The following is a 21193-nucleotide window of genomic DNA, read 5'->3' on the forward strand; positions in this document are numbered from 1 at the left end:
GCCAGAAATAGCGTTTATTTATGAATTCCGGTTCCGAGTACTTTCTTATCTACAAACCATACCTGATGCTTTCGCAGTTTAGCCGGGAAGGTGACAAACCTACCCTGGCTGATCTGGACTACAATTTTCCGAACGACGTGTATCCGGTTGGGCGACTCGATGCCGACAGTGAAGGCTTGCTGCTCCTGACGAATGACAAACAACTGAATCACCGTCTGTTAAATCCTAAATTTCGGCACAACCGAACCTATTACGTACAGGTTGAGGGCGCTCTAACCGAGGATGCCTGCCGCCAATTAGCAGACGGCGTTACGATTTCGGTTGATGGTAAACCGTATTCTACGCTCCCCGCTACAGCGCGTCCGCTCGCAGATCCGCACTTGCCGGACCGAAATCCGCCCATTCGGTACCGGGCGGCTATTCCTACGTCCTGGCTGTCTATCACGTTGCACGAAGGGAAAAACCGGCAAGTGCGCCGAATGACAGCTGCTGTGGGCTTTCCAACGCTTCGACTGGTTCGCTGGACCATCGAAGACCTGACCGCCGAAGCGATGTTGCCCGGCCAGGTTAAACCGTTGAGTCGGGTAGACCTGTTCCGGGGATTACGCTTGTAAAAAACAAAATTCGGTCATCCAGCAACGCATGTAAGGTGCGTTGAGCCGGGTAGACGCATTCATTTCGTTGCATTTTTTAGTACCTTACCGGCAGGTTCTACTTCCTGCTTTATGCCTCTTTTTTCTCGACAACTCCCTGACGCTGACTTGATGACCGGTATTCGGGCGGGCGGAACGCAGCGTCGGCTGTACGAAAATAAGTTGTACGAAAAATACGCTTACCTGATTGCTGATGGTACCCGCAAGCATCGTTTAGGCGAAGACGAATGTGCCAGTGCCTATTCCGACACTGTGCTGACGGTTATCGAACACGTCGCCAGTGACCGATTTGAAGGACGTTCTGAACTCAAAACGTATCTATATCAAATATTCACGAACAAATGTGTTGACGCAATCCGAAAAAAGACGACTAATCGGAGTAGTGTCCATGATGCGCTTTCACTTGATGACTCGCTCCTGCAACTGCCCGACGCAGCCCGGTCGGCTATCCAGCACCTCATTGCTCAGAGTGATGTAGATCGGCTTTACCGCCATTTGCAGGACCTGGGTGACAAATGCCGGGCCATGATCCTGTCGTGGGGCGAAGGATATTCGGACGATGAAATCGCTCAGGCACTCGGTTACAACTCAGCCGCTGTTGCTAAAACCAGTCGATTGCGTTGCTTAGACAAACTCCGTGAACGTTTTCGCGACATCTTATGAATACAGACCTTGAGACAATAGAGAATTACGTAAACGGTCAGCTTTCAGCTGAAGACCGGGCGCAATTCGAAGCAACCCTTCGAACGGACCCTGCTCTGGCGGACGCGTTGGCTTTTTACGTCATGTCGAAGCGAGTGGCACAGGCGCAGGCCCGTGAGCAACGTCTTCGCGAATTCGATGCTTTACGTAATAAAAACGCCCGTATCGGCCAGCGAACCACCAGTACGTGGATACTGTATGCAGCGGCTGCCTGTATTGTCTTCCTGCTTGGTCTGAGCTGGTATTTTTTTAGCCTGTCAACAGAGCCAGCAGCGGTAGCCAGCCAACAGGTTGACGCGTACATCACTGCCCAGTTTAGTCAACTGCCAACTACGATGGATGCGCGCTCGGACAGCCTGAAAATAGGCGTTGATTTGTTCAACAAAGGTAATTTGGGGGAAGCCGCTACCGTCTTTGGGGGTATCCTGGCGCAGCATCCCGACAACGACACAGCCTTAAAATATGCGGGTATTGTTTCCCTCCGGCAGGGAAATTACGACAAAGCCATCGACCAGTTTGACCGCCTTAGCCAGCGAACCGATCTGTACGCCAACCCAGGCTTATTCTACAAAAGTCTGACGCTGCTGAAGCGCGGACGACCGATGGATAAAAGCCAGGCCGAAAAATTGCTTCGTGAGTTGATTAGCAGGAATTTAGAAGGAAAACGGGAGGCCCAGGAGTTGCTGAAAACGTTGTGAGGAAGAATGGCTTCGCGGAATCTGGTTAGCACGAGTCAAATCGGTTTGTTCCGCTATTTATATCTATCCTTATTTCTCTATGCTTCCGACGCGAAAAATACCCCCTCTGAGAACGCCCTATGAGATTGTTCCTAACCAATTATCGAATCGCAAACTCCTAGAGATAGACAGACGAACAAAAGATCGGTCGGCAAGGATTTTTCCTAACAGGGTTCGCGTCGATCAGCGTGGACGGCTTATCAATCCTACTCAATTTATTATAGCAGGCATAGGGCGCGACATCGACCAGTTCACCGAAGGCCGTGAACTTTGGTTACAGGCTCCCAAAGGAGGAATAGGACAGCAATCAGAACGGAAAAAGGTTAAGGTTATTAAGTCCCGGAAATGCTGCCCGGATGGGAAGCGCTATGTGCTGTTGGAAGCCTTGGAGTCGTCTCTGGATAATCTGGAAGGACAAGAGACTATTATTTACGAAAGTAGTACGTCGCCCAACGGCATTGGCGTTATTCATCCCGGCGGGTCAAATCCCGGCGGCAAGGATCACTCAGGACAGGTAAATACCTATGGCGTGAATTTGCTGGTCAGAGCTAGAAACGAAAATACTACGCCCTCACTGGCAGAAATAAGAGATATAAGGAAAGTCGCTACCTACGAGCGCGATGCCGTGCGCAAAAGGCTGAACGTAGCTGTCTTGGACTCTGGTATTCTCTTCACAAATCCATTGCCAGCAGATGCACCAACGGATTGCAGCAACAGCCAGTTTGTAGGTTGGGATTTCGTTCACGACAGTCCCTTTCCGGTTGACGATCATAAGGGGTTGCACGGAACAAAGATTAGTACAATCATCAAACACTACGCGCCCGACGCCGGAATCATTCCTGTCAAAATATCGAACACAAACGGTAGTCTGACGCTGTACGATGCGCTTTGCGGACTAGAATACGCGCGTTGTCAAGGTGCTACGATCATCAATGCCAGTTGGTCGTTTACGGGGGCAAGCGAAGCCGTAGCTGGTAATGAAACTGATTTTCCACTTTTGTGGAAGGCCGTTAAATCGCTGACGGACGCTGGAGTTATCGTTGTGGCTGCGGCCGGAAACAAAAACCAGTACGACCATCCGGATGGTCATATTACCACGCCTAGAATTTACCCAGCCTGCTACAGTGACAAACAGGATAAACTATTCACCATAACAACCGTCAGGCATCAGCCGGCTGACCCTTCGGCTGGAATCAGGAAACCAAAATATATTGCGTTTGAAAATTACTCGCCTGATTTTGTCGATACAGGCGTATTGGCCGATGCGGACTCGAAAGAAACCCCAGGCCGGTTTAGCATACCGGGTTTTTTAGGGAGCTATCAGGGATCATCGTTCGCAACGCCGATTGTGGTAGCTAAAATGGTTAATGCGCTACTGGCAGGAACAAGCTATTCTGTTACAAAGGAAGAATTACTGGAAAAGCTGGATGGATTCACGGCGAAAGAGGCTGATCTGGCGTACGCTATTCGGGAGAAGAGTTGCTATATCAACGTGTAAGACGGTTATTTTTTTAGTGCTGTTTTGCGTCAATAATGCTCAGGCTCAGTGCGTCAGTCGTGCTGAGCTTTTGGCGTTACTGGATTCTGCACGATCCTATTCGTATGCTGAGCAAGTACCCCGGCTTTCGGTGATCGTAACAACCTGGAAGCAATGCCATTACGTCCGGGATTCGGCTTACGTAACTGTTCTGCTCGACCGCGCAAAAGCGTATTTCCGAACGAATGACATTCAGCCGGCCATCGGTGATCTGAACGAAGTGGTTAGCCTGTACAAGCGAAAGAATCCTTCGTTGAGCCGCAGCGATCAGATTAAGGCTTATTATCGTTTAGGCTTTTACTGGAAAACGGTAAATAACTTCGAGGATGCCCGAAAAGCGTCGGAGCAGGCGGTAAAGTTGAACGGTGATCAGCCCAGTAGCTGGGCGTCATTTGCCAGCAATACCCTGGCGTACGTTCATTATTCCGTCGGGGAATACCAGAAAGCGCTGAATTATGCCGAGCAGGGAATGTACGAAGCCCGAAAAGCGGGCGATGATGTGGCCTATCTCGAAAATTGGTGCGAAAAAATAAAAGCGCTGGTCGCTTTGGGCGATGATCGAAAAGCCGCTATGGAAATAGACCAGGCGGTCAGGCAAACGCGGACTATTCCGGAATCAGACTATTATCTGGCGTTGTTGCTAACTCACAAAGCGAACTGGGAAAACCGGAATAACCACCCTCAGGCAGCCTTTGCGGATTACAAAAGGGCGGTAGACGTTAACAGGAAAAATAAGGATCAGGACGGTATCGCGAACAGTTGCATTGATACGGGCTATTTTCTCTACAGCCAGAGCGATTGGGTCGGCGCCCTGCGGTATTATCAGGAAGCGTTGCGAGTAGCTTCTGACCCGTATGTAAGGCTTCGTATTCTCGACAACATAGGCGCTGTATACTGGCAGAAGAAACAATATGAAGTAGCGCTAACCTACTATCAGTCAGGGTTGAATGCCATACCCCTACGGTTTAGCAAACGTCAGGTGTCGGCCTTGCCGGATGCGCAACTGGTCAGGGCGGCCTCCCAGAAAGAATTTATCCTTACGCTCATTCAGGACAAGGCCGACACCTGGCTCGATTACGCGAAGGCTACCGCAAATCGGCAGCGGTTGCAGCATGCGCTTGATACCTACAAGGTGGCCGATCAGATGATTGATTTCATGCGCTGGGAGCACACCGGTCAGCAGTCGAAGTTGTACTGGCGTCATAAGACGCGGGGCTTGTACGAACGGGCGATTGAAACCTGCCTCCGACTCAACAACCCGGATGAAGCCTTCCGTTTTCTGGAAAAAAGTCGGGCTGTGCTGTTAGCCGATAAGCTCAACGAGTTGGGTGCTCGTCAGAAACTGGCTCCCCAGTTGATTGCCAAAGAGCAGCAATTGCGGCAGGCCGTAGTCAATCAGCAGCTCAAACTTGCCGGTCTACCAGCTGACGACAACGGTTATTTACAAGCCCGAACAACGCTGCTGGCTAAGCAGGACAGCCTGGAGTCGTTTCTGAAACAACTTGAAACGTCGAATCCGGCCTACTATCAGTACAAATACGACAATGCGATCACCTCTTTGCCAACACTGCGCCAATACCTGAAAAAAACGCAGAGTTCACTCATTACGTATTTTATAGGCGACAGTGCTTTGTACCTGATGGGCGTAACTGCCGATACGGCTATCCTGCGTAAACAATCAATTCAGGACTACAACCGAGCGGTAGGCCAGTTTGCGCAGTTGCTGGCGAGTCCGGATGCAATGAATAAGCGCGCTACGGTTGACCGGTTTCTCGCACTCAGTAATAGCCTTTATCGCCAGTTGTTAAGTCCTTTATCGTTGCCGAAAGGCCGCGTCGTGATTTTGCCGGATGGTTTCTTTGTACCGTTTGATGCGCTGAGTCGCTCGGCTAATCAGCCGGATTATGCCGTCACCGATTATGCGTTCAGCTACGCTTATTCAGCTAGTTTATTGCTTAAGAACAGCCATAAGCAATCAACTGCACCGAGTTTTGGAACGGCTGATTTTCTGGGAGTGGCACCGGTGGACTTTGCTCCCAAACTAAAGCAGGTCGCATTGGCTGGCTCCGATGTAGCCATAAAGTCGATTGCCGAACGGTTCCGCTCACCCACGCTGCTGACTTACAAAGCCGCTACCCGGCACGCTTTTCAGCAGGAAGTGCAGCGCTATCCGGTCGTTCTTCTGTTCACCCACGCCAATGCCGACAGCACCGATCAGGAACCGACACTTTATTTCGCCGACTCGACTCTGCGCCTTTCTGATCTGGGCGACGGCGCATTGCCCAACGCGCAGCTGGTTGTACTGGCCGCCTGTAAAACGGGTATTGGGGCTAACCAGCAGGGCGAAGGCGTGTTCAGTCTGGCACGCGGCTTTTCGGCGTTGGGTGTACCCAGTGTGCTGACCACGCTGTGGAGCGTACAAAATCAGGCTACCTATCAGTTAACCAGCCTCTTCCACAAACAGCTTGACGAGGGTTGGCCCAAGGATGTTGCTCTGCAACGAGCGAAACAGGAGTGGCTCGCTCAGGCTGAGGGAATGAATCAACTGCCCAACTATTGGGCAGGATTAATTATTGTCGGCGATACCGAACCCTTGTCACGCGTTAACTACTGGCTTTGGGGTGGTGTTGGGCTGCTGGTGTTTCTGGTCGGAATTGGTAGCTGGCGCTACTTGCGTAGCCGTTCAATTCGTTAAATTAAGCTAGCCGCCGGTTACGGTAAACCCTTCGCCTAGTTTAAATACTTCCTTTAAACATTGAGCGGTCAATACGGAATCTTCCAGCGCATTATGAAAACCATCTTCGCGGGCAAAGCCAAAATAATTGGCAATGGCTGTCAGACTCAACCGATCCGGCACTTTACGACCGTTCGTTTTCAGAATCCGGAAGGTAAAATAAGCCAGCGTGTGTAAATCGATCAGCACGCGCGAGTAGGGCCATTTTAGCTTTTCGTATCGGTATGCTTCTTTCAGAAAGTTAATGTCATTGATAACGCTTTGCCCGCAGATAATCACGTCGCGCAAGAATGGCGTCCGATCCAATTGACCTTTGGGAACGCGTATGTTGAGTTGCTGACAGATCCATTCTTCCATCTCGGGTAGTACATCGTAGATCATTGGAGCATCCTGCAAATCCGCGAGCGAGAGGTTATGAATTTTCTCGGAAGCCGACGAAAAGGCTTCTTCATTTTCAGGGTAAACGTTGGTCAGGTAGCGTCCTTTCTCATTCCAGCCGTCGTCGAAAAGAACGGCACCAATCTGAATAATTTCGTTGTAGTCCGGTTCAGGCCCGGTCATTTCGAGGTCAAGTACTAAAAAAGGCATGGCAGATTCGTTAACTATTTCGGCGAAAAGTTAACGGATTTATTTTTGAAAAATATACTGGAAAACTATCAGCCAATTTTTCGAAATTGACTGTTCAGCGGCTACCAGGAACGTACACGTTTACTAACCAAACGAACCGTTGGCGTTCTCTATTGTTTTACTAGACATGAAGTCGGCAACCCATATTTGGCGACGGGCGTTTGTCGCGAGTATAGTCGGAGCGCCGTGATTTGTCGTTACTTTTGCCAGAAACATTTGCAAACTTAAGTTATGATTGAAATCGGCCGCATGAACAAGCTTACGGCTTTGCGTGCTACCAGCGTTGGGTTTTTCCTGGGTGAATCGGATTCCTACAATAGCCCGGACGATGTGTTACTGCCGAATAAATACGTTCCGGCGTCATTGGCGGTCGGGGATGAAATCGAGGTTTTCATCTACACCGACTCCGAAGACCGGCCTATTGCCACGACGCTAACACCGCACATCATGCGCGACGAGTTTGCTCCGTTGCCCGTTGTGTCGGTTACCAACGTCGGTGCTTTTCTGGACTGGGGATTAGAAAAAGATTTGCTGGTCCCTTTTCGGGAGCAAAGCCGTCCGATGGTTGTCGGTAAGTGGTACGTCGTTTACATGTATCTCGATAAGGATACCGGTCGGTTGGTGGCTTCCAGCAAGGTAAGCCGGTTTCTTGACGATGATGTGTCTGATTTGTGCAAAGGCGATGACGTTGATTTACTGGTGTATGAAAGTACCGATCTTGGTTTTAATGTCATTATCAATGATCGCTTTCAGGGCTTGCTGTATCATACGGGAATTTTTCGACCCGTACAACCCGGCGATCGGATGCCAGGGTTTATCAAACACATTCGCGACGATAAGCTGATTGATGTCAGCCTACAGCAGGAAGGTTTTCAGAACGTTGAACCCAGCGCGCAACAGATTTTGGATGCACTGAACGCTAATAACGGCTTTCTGCCTTTGAACGATAAGAGCGACCCTCAGCTCATCTACCAAACGCTGGAAATGAGCAAGAAAACGTTCAAGAAGGCAATTGGAACGCTGTACAAAGAGCGGAAAATTGTTATTCAGAACGACGGAATTGCGTTGGTGTAAACGCAGTTCATTACTTTTTTAGTTGATCGACTAGCTTACTGATATCACTGCTGATCTGCTGGATAAAATTCAGTTGTTCGGTCAGGGATGGATCATCGGCGGCAACAACCGACGGATCGCTTAAAGGCTGGCCCGACGCGGTTGGTTCCGACGAAGTAGTCTCTGGTGCCCCGTCTAGTCGGCGGAGTCCATCCGTCAAGGCAAAAAGAGCCCGTTTGACCGTTCGGATTACGGATGACGAATACAACTGGGCCTGATCGGTAAGTAAGGTAGACGTGATTGTCGCGATGTTGGAGGATAGGATGTGGTTCAGCACGACAAATTTGTAGATGAGTCGTTCGTTACGTTGCTTGTGCTTTGGTTCTGACACCATCCGTTCGAAAGCGGCCGCCATGTTGGCCGACGTTACGTACACGTCTTTACGAGCCAATTTATAGTCAACGACACGAATTGGTACACCCGATAAGATGTTGAGTAGAAGCTGCGTATACCGAACATTGGCGTTCAGCATATCGTGCAGGGGTTTGGTCAGCTGTTCCGACTCCCAACGTGGAAAGACTAGATAGCTGGCGGCAAACGCAATCGCTCCACCAAGTATGGTGTCCAGTAAGCGCTCTTCCGCTGCGCCGTAATAACTGATGCCCAAAAAATTGAACAGGATCAGTATGTAAGGCGTCAGGCAGATGACCATAATAATGTAGTTGACCCGTTGGGCACTGTAGGTGCCGAGCATAAACAGCACCATCAGAACAAAATGCGTGGTGGTGTTGGGAATAAATTTCAGAATCGCCAGACCAATCACTCCTCCGGCAAACGTGCCAATAATACGTTCAATGTTACGCTGCTTGGTCAGGCTGAACGCTGGTTTGAGAATGACGGAGATTGTTAACAGCACCCAGTAACTATGGTGACCGTAATCAATCAATTGCGTAACGATGAAGCCAAGCAGCATCGCCAGCGCTACCCGTACCGAATGCCGAAATACCGACGAGTTGAGGGTAAGGTTGTCCCGTAAGGATTTTACGTCAATCGCCTGATGCGACACGAAACGACCATATTCCAGATCGTCGAGCGAAGTAGGGTTCGTGTCTGGCGAGACAATATGCTTTTGCATGATAGCCAACCGTTGGCTGATGTTTCGCAAACCAACCAAAATCTTTTTGAGGACGAGCGTACTCCCTTCCCGGTCGCCAAGTGCGTCGATCTCGCTTTTTAGTTTGTTGAGCGGGTGCGTGAAGTCAATGGGTTTGCGGGAAGAGGCAACCGACTGAACCCTTAGTCCGATATAATCCAGTTCGGTGGCCTGTCGGTGAATAAGCCGCGAGATGGTGTTCAGAACCCTTGTTTTGCCGAACCGTTCGCGGATGGCTGCGTAGTCGTAATACATGGTTACAATCTGCTCGAACAGATCGACCGTATCCACAAACGTCAGCACCAGCAGGCGGCTGGTATTGGTCGATTCGGCCACAAACTGCCGGTTTTTGAACAGCAACTCCCGAACTTCGTCCTGCTTCTCACTAACCGTCACCTGCTGAGCCAGCAACCGGCGGTAATCTGTGTCTAATTCGGTGTGGGTATCATAAAAATCAGCCTTGATACTCATGAACTTGGCTATTTCATGAATACACAACCCAAGGGACTGTCTGGCCAACCGATAGGGGCGAAGCTGTACGGAAACCAGACTAATCAGGGTGTACCAGACACCGCCGACCAGTATCAGGCCCGCTTCTCGCAGAATTCCAACGGGGTCGAGTGGCCGGTCGAGCGTGAGAATCATAATTAGAATAGCCGCCGTACCAACCGATGTTGCACGAACGCCATAAACGGCAAGCATGGAAAACAAGAATCCGAAAAAGAGAATTTCAACCCCCAGCGTGTAGTCGTTCATGCGGGCAAACCCGGTCACAATGGCCACGATGACGCCCAGCACCACCGTCGCGGCCATTGCATTGCGTCGATGCTGAATCGGTCCGGGGGCATCGCTCAGGCTGACGCTCAAGGCTCCCATCGACATAGCCATGCCGGTTGTCAGTTGGTCGAACTGAGCCAGAATCAGGGACGGTAGCAGAATCGATACGGTTGTTCGGAAGCCGTTCGAGAAGTGCTGTCCCGATAAAAAGTAGTTGACTTGCCTTGTGCGCCGGTTTATACTATGCATTGACGCTTCCCGTTTTTCGTTCGCCAATTTGCTGTCGCCACATCGCGTAGTACAGTCCCTTCTGGGCAACGAGCGCGTCGTGGCTGCCGGTTTCAACAATTTTACCTTTCTCCAGGACAAAAATCGTGTTGGCGTGCAGAATGGTTGAGAGCCGATGCGCGATCAAAATAGTAATTTGTTCATTCATAGCCGAAACGCTGCGCACGGTATCGGTAATTTCTTCTTCGGTCAACGAATCCAGCGCTGATGTCGCTTCGTCGAATATAAGCAGACGCGGATGTCTGACCAGGGCTCGGGCAATAGACAGCCGCTGTTTTTCACCGCCCGACATTTTTAGTCCACCTTCGCCAATCTGCGTATCGAGTCCTTTTTCGGAGCGGGCCAGCAAGTGGTCGCAGGCGGCTTTGTCCAGCGCATCGAGTAATTCGGCCTCGCTGGCGTCGGGTTTAACAAATAACAAATTCTCCCGGATCGTACCCGAAAACAGATGCGTATCCTGCGTTACAAAACCAATCTGACGGCGCATGGGATTGAACCGAAGGTCTTTGGTCGAAATATTGTTGTAATAAATCTCGCCATCGACCGGGCGGTAGAGTCCGACCAGCAGCTTTACCATCGTCGATTTACCCGAACCCGACGGTCCCACAAAAGCGATGGTATCGCCGAGCGTTGCCTCGAACGAAACACCGTCGATGGCGTTTTGCTGAGCATTTTTGTGCCGAAAAATAACATTGGCGAAGCGTAATCGATTGATTGGACCAACTTCAATAGGCGACTCCGGATTCCGCTCAATTGGTTTCTGCATCAACTGATCAAAGCTATTCAGTCCGGCTTCGGCTTCGCGGTAGGCCAGGATAATCGTGCCCAGGTCCTGCAACGGATTAAAAATGGAGACGGAGATAAACTGCATGGAAATCAACTCGCCCGTGCTGAGCACATTCCGAAAGATAAGCCACAACAGCGTAAACAAAACGGATTGCTTCAGGATGTTGAGCGTTGTGCTTTGCCAGAACGACAAGAGACGTACTCGTCTGACCTTGAACATTTCCAGCTCGAAAATCCGGTTGGTTTGCGCTTTCAGTCGGCGAATTTCGGAAAAGGTTAAGCCGAGACTTTTGATCAGTTCAATGTTTCGCAACGATTCCGTAATGACACCCGACAACAGGGCCGTTTCGCGGTTAATCGACCGTTGCGTTGTTTTAATCTGTTTGCTCAGCAAGCCCGTCAGGCTACCGAGTACCAAGACACCAATCAGAAATAAGGGAACCAGCGCCCAGTGCTTCGTTACCGCGTACCAGACCAGAAATCCAATACCAACAACCGAGGAAAAAAGGACGTTGACAAACGAGTTGATAAACTTCTCGGTGTCGGTACGCACTTTCTGCAAAATCGAGAGCGTTGCCCCGCTACTCTGGTCGCCAAACTCCTGATATGAGAGCCGTAACGTTTGTTTCAGCCCGTCGTTGAAAATGTCAGTGCCGAATTTCTGAACGACCAGGCGCGTCAGGTATTCCTGAAACGCTTTCGTCAGATTCGACAAAATGGCAACGCCAACCGCAAGCCCTAACAACTGCAAAACGCCCGAAATTTTTTCGGATTCAGTTTTCGGACTGCCCTTGGCAGCGTATTCATCGATTAACTTTCCAAAGATGATCGGGTCAATTAAGGCGAGGATTTGCGCAATCCCCGCCAGAATCAGTGCTGACACAGCTAAGCCACGGTATGGCTTCAGGTACTTCCAGAGAATAGCCATAGATGCAGCGGCTACTCGTCCAGTTCCTGAATCCGGGCCAGATGCCGCCCCCCCTCAAACGGGGTGTCGAGCCAAATCTGAACGAGTTTCAGGGCCGTCTCTTCCGACATCATCCGTTCGCCGATAGAAATCACGTTCGCGTCGTTGTGCTGTCGTCCGAGCCGGGCCGATTCCTCATTCCAGCATAAGGCCGCGCGAACACCTTTGACCCGGTTGGCCGTCATAGCCTCTCCATTACCTGAGCCACCCAGCACAACGCCCCGCTCTACCTCGCCAGCGGCAACCGCTTCGGCAACCGGACGAATGAACCGGGGGTAATCGACGGATGGGGTTTGGGCATAGGTGCCTTTGTCGACGACTTCGTGTCCAAGATCGGTCAACATTTTTTTGATCGCTTCTTTGTAAAGAAAACCTGCGTGATCGGAACCAATAGCAATTTTCATAGCGTGATTTATGAATGAGAAACAACGGTCAAAAGTAGCAGAAACGGGTTCTATCTTGAACCTTACCAAACGAAACTTGTTCAACAGAACGGACGCCGGTATCTTGCACCGACTTTCGGTCTGACAACAATCTTGTTTACCAATGATCCCAGCTACTAATCAGCGGCCTCCTGCCAGCATAATTTTTATTTTTGGCGGCAGCGGAGACCTCAACCTGCGCAAATTAACTCCCGCGCTCTACAATCTGTTCATCGATAAATACTTGCCCGAGCACTTTTCGGTCGTGGGCATTGGACGCAGTAAATATACCGACGAAAGCTTCCGCGAGCGGCTCGAAGAAGGCGTCAAGGAGTTTTCCCGGCGTAAAGAAGGACCTTGGGATGAATTTTCTTCGTCCATTTCCTATCTCCAAATGGATGGGGGCGATGAGGCTGCTTATCCAAAAATCTCGGATTACGTTGCCAGTAAAAAAGAAGAATGGGGTGTAGAGCCCAATGTGCTTTTTTACCTGGCAGTGGCTCCCCAGTTGGTACCCGGCATTGCCACCAACCTGGCTAAACTGCCGCTTTGTGGCGATAAATCGCACGTCAGGATTGTGGTTGAAAAGCCGTTCGGTCACGATTTGAAAACGGCTCAGGAGCTTAACGCGCTGTTGCGTGGCTTGTTTGCCGAAGAACAGATTTACCGCATTGACCATTACCTCGGCAAAGAAACGGTGCAGAATATTCTCGCCCTGCGCTTTGCCAACTCGCTTTTCGAGCCAATCTGGAACCGGCGTTTCGTGGAACATATTCAGATTACAGCTTCCGAAACGGTTGGTCTGGAAGGACGCGGTGGTTACTACGAAGGCTCTGGCGCTTTGCGCGACATGATCCAGAATCACCTTTTGCAGGTGTTGTGTATGGTAGCTACCGAGCCGCCCATCAGCTTCGAGGCCAATGAGGTGCGTAACAAAAAGGTAGATGTACTGAACGCAATTCGCCGGATTGAACCCGAAAAGGTTAACGACTTTGCCGTACGCGGTCAGTACGGTCCAGGAAAAATAAAAGACAAGGACGTACCCGGTTACCGGGAGGAGGAAGGGGTTGATCCTAACTCAGCTACGGAAACGTTTGCCGCTGTGAAGTTGTACGTCGACAACTGGCGTTGGGAAAATGTGCCGTTCTACCTGCGTACGGGAAAATCGATGCCCGAAAAGGCAACGGTTATTACGGTGCAGTTCAAGCCCGCGCCAAGCTTTGCTTTCCCTGGTGAAGCGACGAGCAACTGGCAGGCTAACCGTCTGATAATCGGTATTCAACCGGCTATGGACATTCGGCTGCGGTTCCAGGCTAAGCGCCCCGGTCAGACCTTGGCTATCGATCCGGTGGAAATGGTGTTCAGCTATAAAACGGCCTACGACGGGCAGGAGCCGGAAGCGTACGAAACGCTGCTGCTGGACGCGATGACGGGCGACGCGACCTTGTTTATGCGGGCCGATCAGGTAGAAGCTGCCTGGAAAGTTGTAACACCGATCCTCGATGCGTGGGGCAGTCAGGCACCTGATGATTTCCCGAACTACACACCCGGTTCCTGGGGACCGCAAGCCGCAATGGACCTGATCGAAAAAGATGGGTTCGAGTGGATGACAAAATAAACCATGACAGGCAGATCTTTGGTCGTAAAGGCTAGACGCTGGGTAACAAACCTGGCTGGCGTTTAACACCAAAGATCTGCCTTTTTGAATTCATTACGTATGCAACTTATTGTTACGAAAAATCCCACTGATCTGGCGAAACAGGCGGCTGATTTTATTGCCAAGCGGATCAAAGAGGTTCTGAAAAAAAAGGACCGATTTACGATTGCGTTGTCGGGAGGAAGTACCCCAAAGGCGCTGCACGAGCTGCTGGCAAAATCGCCGTATCGCGAGCAAATTCCGTGGGCGCAGCTGCATGTATTCTGGGGCGACGAACGTTACGTACCCATCGATGATGAGCAGAGCAATGCCGGGATGGCTTACGATACCCTGCTTGGTCATGTGTACACGCCCGAAGACCAGATTCATGTGTGGCGTACCGAACTCGAACCGGAAGCCGCTGCTGCCGATTACGACAAAATTTTACACGAGTACTTTGGCGATACGGGCCCGACTTTCGATTTAGTGTTGCTTGGGATGGGCGATGACGGGCACACGCTGTCCCTTTTTCCCGGCACGGAGGTCGTCCATGAACAAACAGCCTGGACAAAAGCGTATTTTCTAACGCAGCAGAACATGTACCGCCTGACGCTGACCGCACCGGTCGTAAACCGGGCTTCCTGCGTCGCATTCTTGGTGGCTGGTCCGAAAAAAGCGGAGCCGCTGAAAGAAGTATTGGAAGGAGAGTACAATCCGGACAAATATCCGTCGCAGGAAATCAAACCAACCGAAGGGGAACTGATCTGGATGGTTGACGAAAAAGCAGCATCCCTGCTTGCCAAATAAACGGAGCGTCCCCGCTCTGGTCTGTAGACTACGTGACCAGAATGGGGACGCCCAAACGGTCCCCATCACTTAACGTGAATAACGGGTACTTTCTGTCATCCCGACGCAGGAGGGATCTTCGGTGATTACTAGGAAGGTTTCCTGTTACCAAAGATCCCTCCTGCGTCGGGATGACAAAAAAATGGCACTAAATTGATTAGTAATCAATTGACTATCAATAAATAAAAATACCCATCATGAACGTTACTTAGTTAAAGCCGAGTTTTTCGCGCACACGGGCAATGGTTTTGCTTGCCACGGCACGGGCTTTCTCTTCCCCAGCCTGAAGTTCCGCTTCAAGTGCGTCCGGGTTTTCGATAGTGTAGTAATGGTAGCGCTCCCGTTCCGTCGCAAACTGATTGAGGATCAGTTCATAAAACGCTTTCTTGGCCGTACCGTAGCCGTAATTCCCGCCCTCGTACAAACTTCGTAACTCCGCCGTTTGTGCTTCGGACGCCAACAGCGAATAGAGCTGAAACGTAATATCCGTATCTGGGTTTTTCGGCTCTTCGAGTGGCGTCGAATCGGATTTTATTTTTTTGATAACTTTCCACAACTCGTTTTCGGGCAAGAAGATATTGATGTAGTTGTTGTACGACTTACTCATCTTTTGGCCGTCAATACCGGGAATGGTCATCAGTCGGTCATCGATCCGGGCCTCGGGTAAGACAAAGACCTCATCGTCATACTGCCGGTTAAACGTACTGGCAATGTCGCGCGTCATTTCAATGTGCTGCCGCTGGTCTTTACCGACGGGAATAATTTCGGCATCGTAGAGCAAGATATCAGCGGCCTGCAACACCGGATAAACAAACAATCCCGTATTGACCGCTCCCGTGGCCCGATCCGATTTTTCTTTAAACGACGTAGCGTTGTTGAGCATCGGTATGGGCGTAAAGCAATTCAGGTACCAGCACAATTCGGTATGTTCGGCCACGCGCGATTGACGCCAGAACGTATTTTTCGTCGTGTCCAGTCCAAACGCCAGCCAGGTAGCCGCTACCGCCCGGATGTATTCCCGACGCAGTGAGCCGTCCTTAATGGTTGTGAGCGAATGAAGGTCGGCAATAAACAGAAAAGACTCATTACCGGGCTGTTTTGATAAGTCGATGGCGGGTTTGATCGCCCCCAGAATATTGCCCAAATGCGGTAGACCGCTACTTTGAATACCAGTTAGAATACGTGCCATAAAAGTTGTTAGTCGTCAGCTCTCAGCATTCGGTTGATCCAATCTTCGGAAAGGAGCAGACGAACACCGAAAACTGACGACTCATAAACTGTGTATTTATTTGCCCTGCGCTTCGACAACGGCAATGGCAACCATGTTGACAATCTCGCGCTCCGATGAACCCAATTGCAGTACATAGACCGGCTTGCGAATACCTAACAGAATAGGGCCAATTGCGTCGAAGCCAGCCGCTTCCGACATCAGGTTGTAGGCGATGTTGGCGGCTGAAAGATTGGGGAATATCAGCGTGTTCGCGCCTTCGCCCACCAGCTTGCTGAATGGATGATTCTGTTCCAGCAGTTCCGTGTTGAACGCAAGGTGAGCCTGAATTTCGCCATCTACGATCATATCAGGATGCCGCTGCTGTAAAATTTCAACCGCGCGATTCATTTTCTCCGCGTCTTCGCCTTTGGCACTGCCAAAGTTCGAGTACGTTACCAGCGCAATGCGTGGTTTGATGTTGAACCGCTCGACCGCGCGTGCCGTCATCTCCGTGATTTCGACGATCTCCTCAGCTGTTGGGTTGAAGTTTACCGTTGTGTCGGAGAAAAACAGCGGTCCTCGTTTGGTTAGCAGGATGTACATACCAGCCACCTTCTGCACCCCCGGTTCTTTGCCAATTACTTGCAAAGCGGGACGGATCGTATCAGGGTAGCTGCGGGTAAGACCAGAAATCAGGGCATCGGCTTCGCCCGTTTCGACCATCATAGCCCCGAAATAATTGCGGTAGAACATCATCTTTTCCGCTTCGAGGGCATTGACGCCTTTCCGTTTCCGTTTATCGAAATAAACGTTGGCAAAGCGCTGAATCAACTCACTTTGCTCAGGAGCACGGGGGTCAACAATGCGAATACCAGCGAGATCAAGGCTGTTATCAGCGATAATCTGCTGAATCTTCGCCGTCTCGCCGAGTAGAATCGGGAACGCAATGCCCTCATCTCGAACCTGTTGAGCCGCTTTCAGTACTTTTAAATTTTCGGCATCGGCAAAGACAACCCGTTTAGGGTTTGACTTCGCTTTGCTTAGAATAACCCGCGAAATCTGATTGTCCTGTCCGATTCTACGCGCAAGCTGATGACCGTAGGCTTCCCAATCAGTAATCGGTTGCCGGGCAACCCCGGATTCCATAGCGGCTCTGGCAACCGCTGGTGCTACTGTTGCCAGCAGACGGGGATCAACGGGTTTCGGCAAGATATACTTCCGGCTAAACACGATGTTGTCTTCGCCGTAAGCCAGATTAACGATGTCGGGAACGGGTTTTTTTGCTAATTCGGCCAGTGCGTAGGTAGCCGCGAGTTTCATAGCCTCGTTGATCTCCGTAGCCCGAACGTCTAAAGCACCCCGGAAAATGTACGGAAAACCAAGTACGTTGTTTACCTGATTGGGGTAATCCGAACGGCCCGTCGCCATGATGATATCGGGCCGAGCAGCCATCGCATCTTCGTAGCTAATTTCAGGATTTGGATTCGCCATTGCAAAGACAATTGCGTCTTTCGCCATCGACCGAATTAAATCCTGGCTAACGATATTGCCTTTTGAAAGCCCGACGAACACGTCAGCCCCTGCAAATGCGTCGGCCAGCGACTCGATATTGCGCGAAGTGGCAAACGGGCGCATGATCTCATTAAGGTCGGTACGGTCGGTGCGAAGCGGCCCGTTTACGTCAAACATCACAATGTTCTCGTGTTTCGCGCCCAACGCTACGTACTGACGAGCGCAGGAAATGGCCGCAGCTCCGGCTCCCAGAAAAACAAACTGTGTGGTTTCGATCTGTTTGCCGACCAGTTCAAGCGCATTGAGTAATGCCGCTGCACTAACAATCGCCGTACCGTGCTGGTCATCGTGCATGACCGGAATGTTGAGTTCGCGCTTAATCCGCTCTTCGATTTCAAAACATTCCGGTGCTTTAATGTCTTCGAGGTTTACCCCACCGAACGTCGGTTCCAGAATCTTGACGGTTCGGGCAAACTCGTCAATGCTTTTGGTATTCAGTTCAATATCAAAAACATCAATATCGGCGTAAATTTTAAACAGTAGCCCTTTTCCTTCCATAACGGGCTTACTGGCGGATGCACCAATGTCACCTAATCCCAGGACTGCCGTTCCGTTACTGATTACGGCTACTAGGTTGCCTTTGGCTGTGTATTTATACGCATCATCGGGATTGGCTTCAATGGCGAGACAAGGCTCGGCTACCCCCGGAGAATAAGCTAGTGAAAGATCGCGCTGGGTACTGTATTCTTTTGTCGGAATGACTTCAAGTTTACCCGGACGCCCCTTGGCGTGGTAATCAAGGGCATCTTCGCGCCGGATTTTCTGTTGCATAACACTTCAATTGATGATCTGGATCGCGAAGGTAAGCAAAAAGCCGGTTTGTCACCGGCTTTCTAGAGTTTATTGCGTCAGGAGCGCTCGCGCTGTCTGCTCGTCTTTTTTTAACTGAGCAACCAGGGCGGGCAGCCCATCAAACTTCTGTTCGGGGCGTAGAAACTCTCGGAATCGGAGCGTCATATGCTCACCGTAAATGTCTTTATCGAAGTCAAAAATATAGGTTTCAATGGTCTGGTGCGTTCCCGCTACGGTTGGCCTAAAACCAATGTTGAGCATACCACCGTGTACCTGTTCATCGTGTAGCACATCGACGGCGTAAACTCCGTTGGCCGGAACAAGTTTGACGGGGTCATCGACCTGTAAATTTGCCGTTGGAAAGCCAATCGTACGACCCAATTGCTGGCCTTTGATGATGGTTCCGGTCAGGCTATACTGCCGTCCTAGAAACAGGTTCGCCGTGTGAACATTGCCTTCCTGCAAGGCTGCGCGAATCTTGGACGAGCTAACGCCCACGGCTTCGACATCCTGGCGAGGAATCTCTTCTACTTCGAACCCGTACTCGCTTTGATGAGCCCGAATGTAATCGAAGCCACCCTCACGGTCGCGGCCAAAGCGGTGATCATAGCCGATTACCAACTTCTTCGTACCGATTTTTTCGATCAGGATCTGCCGGATGTACTGTTCCGACGTAAGCTCCGAAAAGGACCGGGTAAACGGAATAACGACCAGATGATCAACACCCGCTTGTTCGATTAACTCTATTTTCTCGTCGAGCGTCGTCAGTAATTTTAAATCCTGACTGTCGTTGGACACAACGGTACGCGGATGGGGCCAGTACGTAATCAGCACCGATTCGCCATCGCTATTTTGGGCGACTTCCGTCAGGCGGGCCAGGATTGTCTGATGGCCGCGATGGACACCGTCAAATGTGCCGCTCGTAACAACGGCGTTGGGAAGTGGAGCAATATCGTCGAGACCGCGATGAACTATCATAACATTGGGGGGACTATCGCTGAGCGGTACTTGGCAATAAAGCTATCGAGCGTATCGGCGTCCTCTACGCGAAAATCACCGATGCGGGTCCGTCGAAGGCCGCTCATGTACGCGCCGTTGTTGAGCAACAGGCCCAGGTCGCGTACCAAACTGCGAATATACGTGCCTTTTGAACACACAATGCGGAAATCAACTTCGGGAAATCGCGTAGCGTCTACCTCGAACACCGATACGGTAACTTGCCGGGACTTGATTCCTTCGGCGGCTTCGCCCCGACGCGCTTTTTCGTACAGCCGTTCGCCGTTAACCCGAATGGCGGAGTAGATCGGTGGAACTTGCAGGATGTCGCCGGTAAGCTGGCGGGCGGCTTCCTCAATTTGCTCACCCGTAATGCCTGTCGTGTCGAATTCTGCATCGAACGTCGTTTCCAGATCGACGGATGGGGTCGTTTTTCCAAGAATAAGCGTACCGGTGTATTCTTTCTCCTGCGCCTGATATTGATCGATCTGCTTGGTCATCTTACCGGTGCAAAGAATCAGCAAACCGGTGGCCAGAGGGTCGAGGGTACCGGCATGGCCAATTTTCTTGAACTTACAGGCGTATTTAAGCTTATTCGCCACATCGAACGAGGTCCAGGTAAGGGGCTTGTCGATTAAGATAAGCTGGCCGGGGTCCGGTTGAGCGGGCGTTTGTGAAGATGCGTTCTGTTGCGACACGAAAAAATAGAAAAGAAGCACAAAGATACACGGAGATCAGTCTCGGTGAATCATCATGCTTCTTTCTATAGTAGTGTATAGGTGTTACAGAACGTCTAGTTTAACGCCCGCAGCGACTAGGCCGAGCAAAATCAGGCCGAGGACAATCCGGTAATAACCAAATACCTTGAAGCCGTAACGCGTCAGAAAACCAACGAAACCCCGAATGGCTAACATGCCCACAATGAACGCAATAACATTGCCAATCAACAGCGTTTGGTAGTCGGCGGGTTGAAGGAGTTTATACGTTTTCAGGAGTTTGTACCCCGATGCCGCTGCCATGGTCGGAACTGCCAGAAAAAACGAAAACTCAGCTGCCTGAGTCCGCGTCAATCCTTGAAACATACCGCCGATGATCGTAGCTGCCGACCGCGACACACCCGGAACCATCGCAATGCACTGAAAGAAACCAATTCGAAGCGCATCTGGGACCGTTACATCGCCGTCTTTGGGTTGACTATTGACAATTTTGTCGATGAATACCAGAATGATACCACCGACTAGCAAGGTAACCGCTACGACGACAACGTTTTCGAGCAAGGAGTCAATAAAATCGTTCAGCAGAAAGCCAATAATGGCGGCTGGAAGAAAAGCGATCAGGATTTTGCTGTAAAAATCCAGCATCGGCTGAAACTTCGGTGGAAACGACTTGAGATAAGCCGGAACCTTGAATGTACCCGATTGCGGGCTGGTCATAAACCGGCGGTGGTAAAGAACCAGAACCGATAAGATACAACCAAATTGAACGTCGACCGTGTAGAGTTTGGTGAATTCGTTGCCAGCTATACCAGCCAGGGAAGAGTAGATGATCATGTGGCCCGTTGAGGAAACCGGCAAGAACTCGGTCAAACCCTCAATGATCGCCAGTGCAATCGCGTGAATTAGCTCCATATATATTTAATTGTTCATCGATAACGGTTTGCCCCTGAACAGCCGTCAGAAACAATCGGTTATCGATGAACCGTTCC

General features: G+C 50.6%; 17 protein-coding genes. 8 read left to right on the top strand and 9 right to left on the bottom strand.

Features of this window, described 5'->3' with window-relative positions; genetic code table 11:
- Nucleotides 1–20 precede the first annotated feature (20 nt).
- From M0L20_RS16060 to M0L20_RS16080, 5 genes are all read left to right on the top strand, one after another.
- Nucleotides 21–614: a pseudouridine synthase gene (locus M0L20_RS16060; protein ID WP_248477940.1), complete on the top strand. Its 594-nt coding sequence runs from the start codon at nt 21–23 to the stop codon at nt 612–614.
- A gap of 111 nt (nt 615–725) precedes the next feature.
- Entirely contained in the window at nt 726–1316 is a 591-nt protein-coding gene (locus tag M0L20_RS16065; protein ID WP_248477941.1) for an RNA polymerase sigma factor, read from the top strand.
- Nucleotides 1313–2053 carry a tetratricopeptide repeat protein gene (locus M0L20_RS16070; protein ID WP_248477942.1) on the top strand — a complete coding sequence of 247 codons (741 nt, stop codon included), beginning with the start codon at nt 1313–1315 and terminating at the stop codon, nt 2051–2053. The genes M0L20_RS16065 and M0L20_RS16070 overlap by 4 nt, the downstream gene beginning before the upstream one ends.
- 79 nt (nt 2054–2132) lie before the next feature.
- Nucleotides 2133–3590, top strand: a complete 1458-nt coding sequence (locus M0L20_RS16075; protein WP_248477943.1) for a S8 family peptidase — start codon at nt 2133–2135, stop codon at nt 3588–3590.
- A gap of 16 nt (nt 3591–3606) precedes the next feature.
- A complete protein-coding gene (locus tag M0L20_RS16080) occupies nt 3607–6324 on the top strand; it encodes a CHAT domain-containing protein (protein ID WP_248477944.1) in 2718 nt (905 codons plus the stop codon).
- A 6-nt stretch (nt 6325–6330) separates the two neighbouring features.
- Here M0L20_RS16080 and M0L20_RS16085 read toward each other — a convergent pair whose 3' ends face one another.
- The gene (locus tag M0L20_RS16085; RefSeq protein WP_232561932.1) at nt 6331–6951 is read right to left on the bottom strand and encodes a 3'-5' exonuclease; all 621 of its coding nucleotides are present in this window, start codon (nt 6949–6951) and stop codon (nt 6331–6333) included.
- Nucleotides 6952–7221: 270 nt separating this feature from the next.
- On the opposite strand from M0L20_RS16085, the gene M0L20_RS16090 reads away from it, so the two are divergent.
- Nucleotides 7222–8064 (top strand): CvfB family protein, encoded by an 843-nt coding sequence (locus M0L20_RS16090; RefSeq protein ID WP_232561933.1) that lies wholly within the window; start codon nt 7222–7224, stop codon nt 8062–8064.
- 10 nt (nt 8065–8074) lie between these two features.
- Here the strand turns inward: M0L20_RS16090 and M0L20_RS16095 are convergent, their stop codons facing one another.
- Genes M0L20_RS16095 through rpiB form a run of 3 tightly spaced genes read right to left on the bottom strand, consistent with a single transcriptional unit; the run spans nt 8075 to nt 12418 of the window.
- Nucleotides 8075–10222 carry an FUSC family protein gene (locus tag M0L20_RS16095; RefSeq protein ID WP_248477945.1) on the bottom strand — a complete coding sequence of 716 codons (2148 nt, stop codon included), beginning with the start codon at nt 10220–10222 and terminating at the stop codon, nt 8075–8077.
- Entirely contained in the window at nt 10215–11975 is a 1761-nt protein-coding gene (locus tag M0L20_RS16100; protein WP_248477947.1) for an ABC transporter ATP-binding protein, read from the bottom strand. The genes M0L20_RS16095 and M0L20_RS16100 overlap by 8 nt, the downstream gene beginning before the upstream one ends.
- 11 nt (nt 11976–11986) lie before the next feature.
- Complete coding sequence (rpiB, locus tag M0L20_RS16105; protein ID WP_248477948.1) at nt 11987–12418, bottom strand: ribose 5-phosphate isomerase B; 432 nt, start codon at nt 12416–12418, stop codon at nt 11987–11989.
- 142 nt (nt 12419–12560) lie between these two features.
- Between rpiB and zwf the strand changes: the two genes are divergently transcribed.
- Together zwf and pgl are read left to right on the top strand one after the other, a co-directional pair.
- The gene (gene zwf, locus M0L20_RS16110; protein WP_232561937.1) at nt 12561–14054 is read left to right on the top strand and encodes a glucose-6-phosphate dehydrogenase; all 1494 of its coding nucleotides are present in this window, start codon (nt 12561–12563) and stop codon (nt 14052–14054) included.
- A gap of 99 nt (nt 14055–14153) precedes the next feature.
- Nucleotides 14154–14879, top strand: coding sequence for a 6-phosphogluconolactonase (gene pgl / locus M0L20_RS16115; RefSeq protein ID WP_232561938.1), 726 nt, complete (start codon nt 14154–14156; stop codon nt 14877–14879).
- Nucleotides 14880–15126: 247 nt separating this feature from the next.
- Here pgl and trpS read toward each other — a convergent pair whose 3' ends face one another.
- The 5 genes from trpS to M0L20_RS16140 all read right to left on the bottom strand — a co-directional run bounded on the left by trpS (nt 15127) and on the right by M0L20_RS16140 (nt 21116).
- On the bottom strand, nt 15127–16107 hold the full coding sequence (gene trpS, locus M0L20_RS16120; RefSeq protein WP_232561939.1) for a tryptophan--tRNA ligase: 981 nt from the start codon (nt 16105–16107) through the stop codon (nt 15127–15129).
- Nucleotides 16108–16203: 96 nt separating this feature from the next.
- On the bottom strand, nt 16204–18471 hold the full coding sequence (locus tag M0L20_RS16125; protein ID WP_232561940.1) for an NADP-dependent malic enzyme: 2268 nt from the start codon (nt 18469–18471) through the stop codon (nt 16204–16206).
- A 69-nt stretch (nt 18472–18540) separates the two neighbouring features.
- Nucleotides 18541–19470, bottom strand: a complete 930-nt coding sequence (locus M0L20_RS16130; RefSeq protein ID WP_232561941.1) for a bifunctional riboflavin kinase/FAD synthetase — start codon at nt 19468–19470, stop codon at nt 18541–18543.
- The gene (truB, locus tag M0L20_RS16135) at nt 19467–20186 is read right to left on the bottom strand and encodes a tRNA pseudouridine(55) synthase TruB (RefSeq protein ID WP_232561942.1); all 720 of its coding nucleotides are present in this window, start codon (nt 20184–20186) and stop codon (nt 19467–19469) included. Before truB ends, M0L20_RS16130 begins: the two co-directional genes overlap by 4 nt.
- A gap of 84 nt (nt 20187–20270) precedes the next feature.
- Nucleotides 20271–21116, bottom strand: coding sequence for an undecaprenyl-diphosphate phosphatase (locus M0L20_RS16140; RefSeq protein WP_248477949.1), 846 nt, complete (start codon nt 21114–21116; stop codon nt 20271–20273).
- Nucleotides 21117–21193 lie beyond the last annotated feature (77 nt).

This window comes from Spirosoma liriopis, from assembly GCF_023196085.1.
Classification (GTDB): domain Bacteria; phylum Bacteroidota; class Bacteroidia; order Cytophagales; family Spirosomataceae; genus Spirosoma; species Spirosoma oryzicola.